An 8,752-nucleotide genomic window follows, 5' to 3' on the forward strand; every position below is an offset into this window, starting at 1 on the left:
CTCTCGTTAGCGGGAGGCGAATTCTACAGCGTTACACGCTGCTGTCAACACCTCTTTTTCTCCGCTTTCGACCGAGACGATCGAACCGTTGAAAGCACCAGAACCAGCCGGCATCTCCAACTCCTTCCAGGCTTCGATGAACTGAAGCGATCCGCCTTCGAAACCTACTTAACTCATTGAATCTCAAGGAGTTTTCCGTTTCGACTGCGCCGGAAGCGGGGCGAATTATAGACATCTAAAATTCGCCGTCAACCCCTTATTTCAACTTTACTCAGATTTCAGCGTAATCCGTGCAAAAGCCTTCTTGCCCGCCTGGCAAACGTGAGTCGCGCCCAGTACGTATATAAAGGAACGATCAACCACCTCACCATCTATACGCACACCACCGGAAGCCAGCAGATCACGAGCAGCCGCCGAGTTCTTAACCAAGCCTGCCTTATTAAGGACAGCAGCAATCGGCATATCCTCGGCAGCAGTCAGTTCAACCTCTGGAAGATCGTCCGGCAGCTCGCCATCCTTCATACGGTTACCCGCACCACGGTGAGCATTGGCCGCAGCCTCTTCACCATGGAAGCGCGCAACAATCTCTTCGGCCAGCTTGATCTTGATATCGCGAGGATTAGCTCCCGCCTCTACATCAGCACGGAAAGCGTTGATCTCATCCATCGATCGGAAGCTGAGCAACTCGAAGTAGCGCCACATCAACGCATCAGGAATCGAGACCAGCTTGCTGTACATGACACCCGGCGCTTCCTGGATACCGACGTAGTTGCCCAGCGACTTGGACATCTTCTTCACGCCATCCAGACCTTCAAGCAACGGCATCGTCAGGATGCACTGCGCTTCCTGGCCATAACCGCGCTGCAGCTCGCGCCCCATCAGCAGGTTGAACTTCTGATCAGTACCACCCAGCTCCACATCCGCGCGCAACGCTACAGAGTCATACCCCTGCACCAGCGGATAGAGGAATTCATGAATGGCGATAGGCTGATTGGTGGTATAGCGCTTGTCGAAGTCGTCACGCTCGAGCATACGGGCAACGGTGTATTGCGAAGTCAGGCGAATAAAGTCCGCAGGCCCCATCTGATCCATCCAGGTGGAGTTGAACGCGACTTCGGTTTTCGCCGGATCAAGAATTTTGAACACCTGAGTCTTGTAGGTCTCGGCGTTTTCCAGAACCTGTTCACGGGTCAACGGAGGACGCGTGGCGCTCTTGCCGCTCGGATCACCGATCATTCCGGTGAAATCACCAATAAGGAAGATCACCTGATGCCCCAGCTCCTGGAACTGGCGCAGCTTATTAATAAGCACAGTGTGACCAAGGTGCAGATCCGGCGCAGTTGGATCGAAGCCGGCCTTGATTCGCAGCGGCTGGCCACGCTTGAGCTTTTCGACCAGCTCGGACTCGACCAACAGTTCTTCCGCACCACGTTTAATCAGCGCTAGCTGCTCTTCAACCGACTTCATAACAGACCCGCAAGGCTCAGATTCAAAGGGAACCAACCATACAAGATCGCGCACCAAATACAAGTTTTGCCCGGCGCACGGACGCCAATCCACAGACAGGGCGTCCGCAGACTTGCTTCAGGGATGATTTGGTTATATTTTATACAGTTATTTCATCTTCATCATGTCATTCATCTTTTCCAATTCATCTTTTTCAAAGTCAAATTACTTATGACCACTGAACCGTCTAAAGCGCCACCGCTTTACCCGAAGACCCACCTGCTCGCCGCAAGTGGGATCGCCGCCCTTCTCAGCCTGGCGCTCCTGGTGTTTCCATCCAGTGATGTTGAAGCCAAAAAGACAACGCTGAGCCTTGAACTGGAAAGTCCTGCTGAACAACTGACACAAGATCAAGACGCTGCCGATGCAGCTCAAGCCACAAATGAGTCCGTAGCCTCCCCTTTCGCGCAGATCGAAAACAGCACTGAAGAGACGCAGGAAACCGCTCAGGCTGCACCAGCGCCGACACCGGTAGCTGAAGAAAAGAAGGCCCCAAATCACAGGGAAGTGATCGTCTCCAAGGGAGATACGCTTTCTACACTGTTCGAGAAAGTCGGCCTCCCGGCCGCGGCCGTGCATGAAGTGCTGGCCAGCGACAAACAAGCCAAGCAGTTCAGCCAGCTCAAACATGGCCAGAAACTCGAATTCGAATTGAATCCACAAGGCCAGCTGACCAACCTGCACAGCAAGGTCAGCGACGTTGAAACCATCACCCTGACCAAGAACGACAAGGGTTATGTGTTCAACCGCGTTACTGCCAAACCGACTGTTCGCACCGCCTATGTGCACGGTGTGATCAACAGCTCGCTGTCGCAGTCCGCCGCCCGCGCAGGCCTGTCCCACAGCCTGACCATGGACATGGCCAGCGTGTTCGGTTACGACGTCGACTTCGCCCAAGATATCCGCCAGGGCGATGAGTTCGATGTGATCTATGAGCAGAAAGTGGTCAACGGTAAAGCCGTAGGCAACGGCCCGATCCTGTCCGCCCGCTTCACCAACCGCGGCAAGACCTACACCGCCGTGCGCTACACCAACAAGCAGGGCAACAGCAGCTACTACACCGCCGATGGCAACAGCATGCGCAAAGCGTTCATCCGTACACCGGTGGACTTCGCCCGCATCAGCTCGAAATTCTCCATGGGCCGCAAACACCCGATCCTCAACAAGATCCGCGCCCACAAAGGCGTTGACTACGCCGCTCCACGCGGTACGCCAATCAAGGCTGCCGGCGACGGCAAAGTGCTGCTGGCCGGCCGTCGCGGCGGTTACGGCAACACCGTGATCATCCAGCACGGCAACACTTACCGTACGCTTTATGGCCACATGCAGGGCTTCGCCAAGGGCGTGAAGACCGGCGGCACCGTCAAACAGGGCCAGGTGATCGGTTACATCGGCACCACTGGCCTGTCCACTGGCCCGCACTTGCACTACGAGTTCCAGGTCAACGGCGTTCACGTCGATCCATTGGGCCAGAAGCTGCCGATGGCCGACCCGATTGCCAAATCCGAACGCGCTCGCTTCCTGGCGCAAAGCCAGCCGCTGATGGCTCGCATGGATCAGGAAAAGGCCACCATGCTGGCTTCGAGCAAACGTTAAGCCATGGCTCTGTATATCGGCGTGATGTCCGGCACCAGTCTCGACGGGCTGGACATCGCCCTGATCGAGCAATCCTCGGCGATCAACCTGGTTGCCAAACACTACATTCCGATGCCGGATACCCTGCGCGCCGAGCTGCTTGGCTTGTGCGCCAGCGGCCCGGACGAGATCGCCCGTTCGGCGATTGCCCAGCAGAACTGGGTGAAGCTCGCCGCGCAAGGGATCCATACCCTCCTCGAACAGCAACAGCTCAAGCCTGAAGCCATTCGCGCGATCGGCAGCCACGGCCAGACCATTCGCCATGAACCGGCACGTGGTTTCACCGTACAGATCGGCAACCCCGCCCTGCTCACTGAATTGACCGGTATCACCGTCGTCAGCGACTTCCGCAGCCGCGATGTGGCCGCCGGTGGCCAAGGCGCCCCTTTGGTTCCGGCCTTTCATGAAGCGTTGTTCGAAGAGAGTACCGGCAACCGCGCGGTCCTGAATGTCGGCGGTTTCAGCAATCTCAGTCTGATCGAGCCGAACAAGCCTGTAGCCGGTTTCGACTGCGGGCCGGGGAATGTGCTGATGGATGCCTGGATTCATCAGCAACGGGGCGAGAACTACGACCGTAACGGACAGTGGGCAGCCAGTGGCAAGGTTGAACCGCCCCTGCTGAAAGCCCTGCTCAGCGATCCGTTTTTCATGACCCAAGGCCCGAAGAGTACCGGCCGCGAGGTCTTCAACCTGCCGTGGCTGGAGCAGCAACTGTCGCGCCTGCCAGGTTTCGCACCCGAAAACGTACAGGCGACACTGCTCGAACTGACGGCGCTGACAATCGTCGAATCGCTGCAAAGCGCTCAATCGAATACCGAAGAGCTTCTGGTCTGCGGGGGCGGTGCCCACAACGCCACGCTGATGAAGCGTTTGGCCGACCTGCTACCCAACGCCAAAGTCGCCAGTACCGCGACCCACGGCGTCGATCCGGACTGGGTAGAGGCCATGGCCTTCGCCTGGTTGGCCCATTGCTGTCTGGAAGGGATCGCCGCCAATCGCCCGAGCGTCACCGGCGCCAAAGGTCTGCGCGTACTCGGCGCCATCTACCCCAACTGACAAATCGCAGATAACAAAACGCCGCAGGACCGTGAGGTTCTGCGGCGTTTTATTGTGTACGGTGAAGCGCGATCAGATCGAGAACGAGGAGCCGCAACCACAAGTGGTGGTGGCATTCGGGTTCTTGATCACGAAACGTGAGCCTTCCAGACCTTCCTGATAATCCACCTCGGCACCTGCCAGGTACTGGAAGCTCATCGGATCGACCACCAGACTGACGCCTTCGCGCTCGACGATGGTGTCGTCCTCGGCCACATCTTCATCGAAGGTGAAGCCGTACTGAAACCCTGAACAACCGCCGCCCGTAACGAATACGCGCAGCTTCAAGCGATCATTCCCCTCTTCATCGACCAGGCTCTTCACCTTGTGCGCAGCACCTTGGGTGAATTGCAAAGCCGTGGGGGTGAAGGATTCGACGCTCATGCTGACTATCTCCCGGCGTTACGCCGCCATAATGCGTGATGACGCGCATTATCCGCTTGTCCTAGAAAATCGGTCAACTATTGTTACGGTATATCAATAAAGCTGATCAACCGACCAGAATGCAAAAAGGCCCGTCAAACGGGCCTTTTTACCAAGCAAGATCAGTCGTTACGGCAGCATGCCCGCGTGGGACAGACCCAGACGCTCATCCAGCCCGAACAGAATGTTCATGTTCTGCACCGCCTGACCCGACGCGCCCTTGACCAGGTTGTCGATCACCGAAAGCACCACCACCAGATCACCATCCTGTGGACGGTGAACCGCGATGCGGCAGACGTTGGCGCCACGCACGCTGCGGGTTTCCGGATGACTGCCGGCCGGCATCACGTCGACGAACGGCTCATTGGCATAACGTTTCTCGAACAGCGCCTGCAGATCCACCGAGCGATCCACCACGGTCGCGTAGAGCGTGGAGTGAATGCCACGGATCATCGGCGTCAGGTGTGGCACGAAAGTCAGACCGACATCCTTGCCTGCGGCACGACGCAGCCCCTGACGAATTTCCGGCAGATGACGGTGACCTTTCACCGCATAGGCCTTCATGCTTTCCGACGTCTCGGAGTACAGCGAGCCTACGGCAGCGCCACGACCGGCACCGCTGACACCGGACTTGCAGTCGGCGATCAGGTGAGAAGCATCGGCAATGCCCGCCTCGAGCAACGGCAGGAAGCCCAACTGCGTTGCGGTCGGATAGCAACCCGGCACCGCAATCAGACGCGCCTTCTTGATCTGCTCGCGATTGACTTCCGGCAAGCCGTAAACCGCCTCGTCCAGCAGCTCCGGCGCGCCGTGCGGCTGGCCGTACCACTTGGCCCATTCATCGGCGTCCTGCAGTCGGAAGTCAGCCGACAGGTCGATGACCTTGGTGCCGGCCGCCAGCAATTCGCCGGCCAGTGCGTGAGCAACGCCGTGTGGAGTGGCGAAGAACACCACGTCGCAAGCACCCAGCGTCTTGATGTCCGGCACGCTGAATGCCAGACCGTCGTAGTGACCGCGCAGGTTCGGGTACATATCAGCCACGGCCAGACCGGCCTCGGATCGGGAAGTGATTACCACCACTTCTGCCTGCGGATGCTGTGCCAACAGACGCAGCAGTTCGACACCGGTGTAACCCGTGCCGCCGACGATACCGACCTTGACCATAAACCTGCCCTCAACGAACCCACTGGAAAGCCGTCGATAATAGGGGCCGCGGCCCCCTGCGACAACCGTCAAGGTGACGTGCGGACGCTCAAACCTCTACTATCCGGCCTACCGTGAATGAGGGAATAACCAAAAATGCTCTATCTGTGGATCAAAGCGCTACATATCGTCAGCATCGTGTGCTGGTTTGCCGGCCTCTTCTATCTGCCGCGACTGTTCGTTTATCACGCGCAGAGTGAAGACACGATCAGCAAGGAACGCTTCAGCATCATGGAGCGCAAGCTCTATCGCGGCATCATGGGCCCGGCGATGATCGCCGCGCTGATCTTCGGCGGCTGGCTGATCTACCTCAACCCGGGCATCTTCAGCAGCGGTGGCTGGATCCACGCCAAACTGACGCTGGTCGTGCTGTTGATCGGTTACCACCACATGTGCGGCGCGCAGGTAAAACGTTTTGCCCGTGGCGAGAACACCCGCAGCCATGTCTTTTATCGCTGGTTCAATGAAGTGCCGGTTCTGATATTGCTGGCTATCGTAATTCTGGTCGTGGTCAAGCCGTTCTAACGTCAACAAATACAACTTTCCGGGGTACTTCCGATGTCGCTGCCCGCTCTGCTCGAACAACGTCTGCGCCTGCCTGTAGTGGCGGCGCCGATGTTCCTGATCTCCAATCCTGAACTGGTGCTGGCCTGCTGCCGCAACGGGGTGGTGGGCAGCCTCCCGGCGCTGAACCAACGCGAAAGCAGCGGGTTCAAGGCTTGGCTTGAGCAGATCGAAGCGGGGCTGGCGGCATTGGAGAACCCGGCGCCTTATGCCGTGAATCTGATTGTTCACAAGAGCAATCCACGTCTGGAGACGGACCTGAACATCTGCGTCGAGCACAAAGTGCCCATCGTCATCACCAGTCTTGGTGCCGTGAAGGAACTGGTAGACGCCGTGCACAGTTACGGCGGCCTGGTCTTCCACGACGTGACGACCCGTCGCCATGCCGAGAAAGCCGCCGAGGCCGGTGTCGATGGTTTGATCGCCGTCGCAGCCGGTGCCGGTGGGCACGCCGGGACCTGGAGCCCGTTTTCGCTGATCGCCGAGATCCGCGAATTCTTCGACAAGACCCTGTTGCTTGCAGGATGTTTGAACCACGGGCATGAGATTCTCGCCGCACAACTGCTCGGCGCGGATCTGGCCTACTTCGGCACACGATTTATCGGTACCACTGAAAGTCATGCGCCTGACGCCTACAAGGAGATGCTGCTGACTGCCAAAGCCGCCGACATCATTCATACTCCTGCCGTGTCCGGTGTTCCGGCCAGTTTCATGCGCCAAAGCCTGGAGGCCGCCGGTTTCGACATGGCAGCCCTGCAAGGCAAGGGGGAAGTGAATTTCGGCGACAAGCTCAAGCCGATCAACGACGAAGCCAAGGCCTGGAAAACCGTGTGGTCGGCGGGCCAGGGCGTGGGGCAGATCGACGATCTGCCAAGCGTGGATCAACTGGTGGCGCGTCTCGATGCCGAGTACCGCCAGGCCCTCGAGCATGCAGCGCAACTGCCGAAGCGCTGGCCGCGCTGAATGAAACACGGCCAGTCGCTGTCTGACTGGCCTTAGACTCAATTTATCTCGCGACAAGGATGCCTCGGCCATGAGCGAACCCCGTTACAAGATCGTTTTCGACGGCGCGCTCCAGCCCGGCGTCGATATCACCACGGCCAAGCTCAACCTGGCCCATCTGTTCAAAAGCGATGTTGCCGCCATCGAGCGTCTGTTCAATGGCCGCACCGTCGCGCTCAAGCGTGATCTGTCCCACAGCGATGCGCAGACTTATCTGCAAGCGCTGGGCAAGACCGGGATTGATGCCCGGATCGAGACGGAAACGCCCATCGAGCTGAATCTGTCGGATGTCCACGAACACAACGCTGCCGTAACGGAGCCAGACTCACCTTATGCACCGCCTCGTGCTGCCGTCGGTGACAGGCTGCCGGAGTTCGCACCTCTGAAGCCGCTCAGCGCCGAGGGCAGAATCGGCCGTTTGCGTTACCTGGCATGGTCGATGGTATTGAGCCTTGTAACCTTGCCGATTGTCAGCGTGTTCGCATTGATCGGTCTGGGCCTGGTGAGCACCGACTCGACGACCGGCCTGATCATCGGCGGTCTCCTCGCCTTCTTCCTGTTTCTGGCCTTCGCGATCGTCGGCATCCTGTTCAGCATTCAACGATTGCACGATATTGGCTGGTCCGGGTGGCTCTGGCTGCTGACCCTGGTACCGTTCGTGGGCAGCTTCTTCCCGCTGGTGATCATGGTCGTACCGGGCAATACCGGCGCCAACCGCTATGGCCCACCGCCTCCGCCGAACAGCACGGCAGTCAAAGTGCTGTGCTCGCTGTGGATCGTGTTTATCGGGCTGTTTTTCGTGGGTGGCCTGCTGGGCGGGATCACCGCCATCCAGCAGGAATATGAAAGCAGCCTTGAAAGCAGTTACGAGAGCGGTTCGGTAACCACCGATGAAATCGATGTAGAAGTCGAGCCCGCCGCGAATTCGGCAGACGATGCAGCCGAAGCCGCCCTCGCCCCTGTAGACTCTGCGAAAGAATGAACAACGCTCCCCGCCGTGACACCTGCGTCCACGGCGCGGCGCTGTTGCGATGGAGATTTGCATGACCCGTTACGCTCTGATCACCGGCGCCTCCAGCGGCATCGGCCTGGCCATGGCCGAAGCCCTGGCACGCCGTGGCCGCAGCCTGATTCTGGTGGCTCGCCAGCGTGATCAGCTGGAAAGCATTGCGATTGAATTGACCCAGCGTTTCGGCGTGGAAGTGTTGTTCCGCGCCTGCGACCTCGGCGAGCCGCTGCGCCTGTCCGGTTTTTTGCTGGAGCTTGAGGAAGGCGACCGGCAGATCGATCTGTTGGTCAATTGCGCCGGCATCGGTACCTGCGG

The 8,752-nt window shown here is 58.6% G+C and carries 9 protein-coding genes; 6 read left to right on the top strand and 3 right to left on the bottom strand.

Annotated elements, in window-relative coordinates:
• Positions 1-267 precede the first annotated feature (267 nt).
• Positions 268-1,467: a tyrosine--tRNA ligase gene (tyrS, locus tag N8H71_RS28560; RefSeq protein WP_262196504.1), complete on the bottom strand. Its 1,200-nt coding sequence runs from the start codon at positions 1,465-1,467 to the stop codon at positions 268-270.
• Between the two features lie 210 nt (positions 1,468-1,677).
• On the opposite strand from tyrS, the gene N8H71_RS28565 reads away from it, so the two are divergent.
• Both N8H71_RS28565 and N8H71_RS28570 read left to right on the top strand, forming a co-directional pair.
• Positions 1,678-3,102, top strand: a complete 1,425-nt coding sequence (locus N8H71_RS28565) for a peptidoglycan DD-metalloendopeptidase family protein (RefSeq protein WP_262196505.1) — start codon at positions 1,678-1,680, stop codon at positions 3,100-3,102.
• A gap of 3 nt (positions 3,103-3,105) precedes the next feature.
• Positions 3,106-4,197, top strand: coding sequence for an anhydro-N-acetylmuramic acid kinase (locus tag N8H71_RS28570; protein ID WP_262196506.1), 1,092 nt, complete (start codon positions 3,106-3,108; stop codon positions 4,195-4,197).
• Positions 4,198-4,269: 72 nt separating this feature from the next.
• Here N8H71_RS28570 and erpA read toward each other — a convergent pair whose 3' ends face one another.
• Both erpA and argC read right to left on the bottom strand, forming a co-directional pair.
• Positions 4,270-4,620 (bottom strand): iron-sulfur cluster insertion protein ErpA, encoded by a 351-nt coding sequence (gene erpA / locus N8H71_RS28575; RefSeq protein WP_003228776.1) that lies wholly within the window; start codon positions 4,618-4,620, stop codon positions 4,270-4,272.
• A 168-nt stretch (positions 4,621-4,788) separates the two neighbouring features.
• Positions 4,789-5,823 (bottom strand): N-acetyl-gamma-glutamyl-phosphate reductase, encoded by a 1,035-nt coding sequence (argC, locus tag N8H71_RS28580; protein ID WP_064599800.1) that lies wholly within the window; start codon positions 5,821-5,823, stop codon positions 4,789-4,791.
• A gap of 135 nt (positions 5,824-5,958) precedes the next feature.
• Between argC and hemJ the strand changes: the two genes are divergently transcribed.
• The 4 genes from hemJ to N8H71_RS28600 all read left to right on the top strand — a co-directional run.
• A complete protein-coding gene (hemJ, locus tag N8H71_RS28585) occupies positions 5,959-6,387 on the top strand; it encodes a protoporphyrinogen oxidase HemJ (protein ID WP_085688426.1) in 429 nt (142 codons plus the stop codon).
• 33 nt (positions 6,388-6,420) lie between these two features.
• A complete protein-coding gene (locus N8H71_RS28590; protein ID WP_262196507.1) occupies positions 6,421-7,389 on the top strand; it encodes an NAD(P)H-dependent flavin oxidoreductase in 969 nt (322 codons plus the stop codon).
• Positions 7,390-7,459: 70 nt separating this feature from the next.
• The gene (locus N8H71_RS28595; protein ID WP_262196508.1) at positions 7,460-8,410 is read left to right on the top strand and encodes a DUF805 domain-containing protein; all 951 of its coding nucleotides are present in this window, start codon (positions 7,460-7,462) and stop codon (positions 8,408-8,410) included.
• A 61-nt stretch (positions 8,411-8,471) separates the two neighbouring features.
• On the top strand, positions 8,472-8,752 hold a 281-nt coding region (locus N8H71_RS28600), incomplete at its 3' end, for an SDR family NAD(P)-dependent oxidoreductase (RefSeq protein WP_262196509.1).

Source organism: Pseudomonas koreensis (assembly GCF_025447595.1).
Taxonomy (GTDB): Bacteria; Pseudomonadota; Gammaproteobacteria; order Pseudomonadales; family Pseudomonadaceae; genus Aquipseudomonas; species Aquipseudomonas koreensis_H.

Coding starts and splice junctions, on each gene's coding strand:
- N8H71_RS28595 (WP_262196508.1), top strand. CDS start 7,460: ATGAGCGAACCCCGTTACAAGATCGTTTTCGACGGCGCGCTCCAGCCC.
- N8H71_RS28590 (WP_262196507.1), top strand. CDS start 6,421: ATGTCGCTGCCCGCTCTGCTCGAACAACGTCTGCGCCTGCCTGTAGTG.
- argC (WP_064599800.1), bottom strand. CDS start 5,823: ATGGTCAAGGTCGGTATCGTCGGCGGCACGGGTTACACCGGTGTCGAA.
- N8H71_RS28565 (WP_262196505.1), top strand. CDS start 1,678: ATGACCACTGAACCGTCTAAAGCGCCACCGCTTTACCCGAAGACCCAC.
- tyrS (WP_262196504.1), bottom strand. CDS start 1,467: ATGAAGTCGGTTGAAGAGCAGCTAGCGCTGATTAAACGTGGTGCGGAA.
- hemJ (WP_085688426.1), top strand. CDS start 5,959: ATGCTCTATCTGTGGATCAAAGCGCTACATATCGTCAGCATCGTGTGC.
- erpA (WP_003228776.1), bottom strand. CDS start 4,620: ATGAGCGTCGAATCCTTCACCCCCACGGCTTTGCAATTCACCCAAGGT.
- N8H71_RS28570 (WP_262196506.1), top strand. CDS start 3,106: ATGGCTCTGTATATCGGCGTGATGTCCGGCACCAGTCTCGACGGGCTG.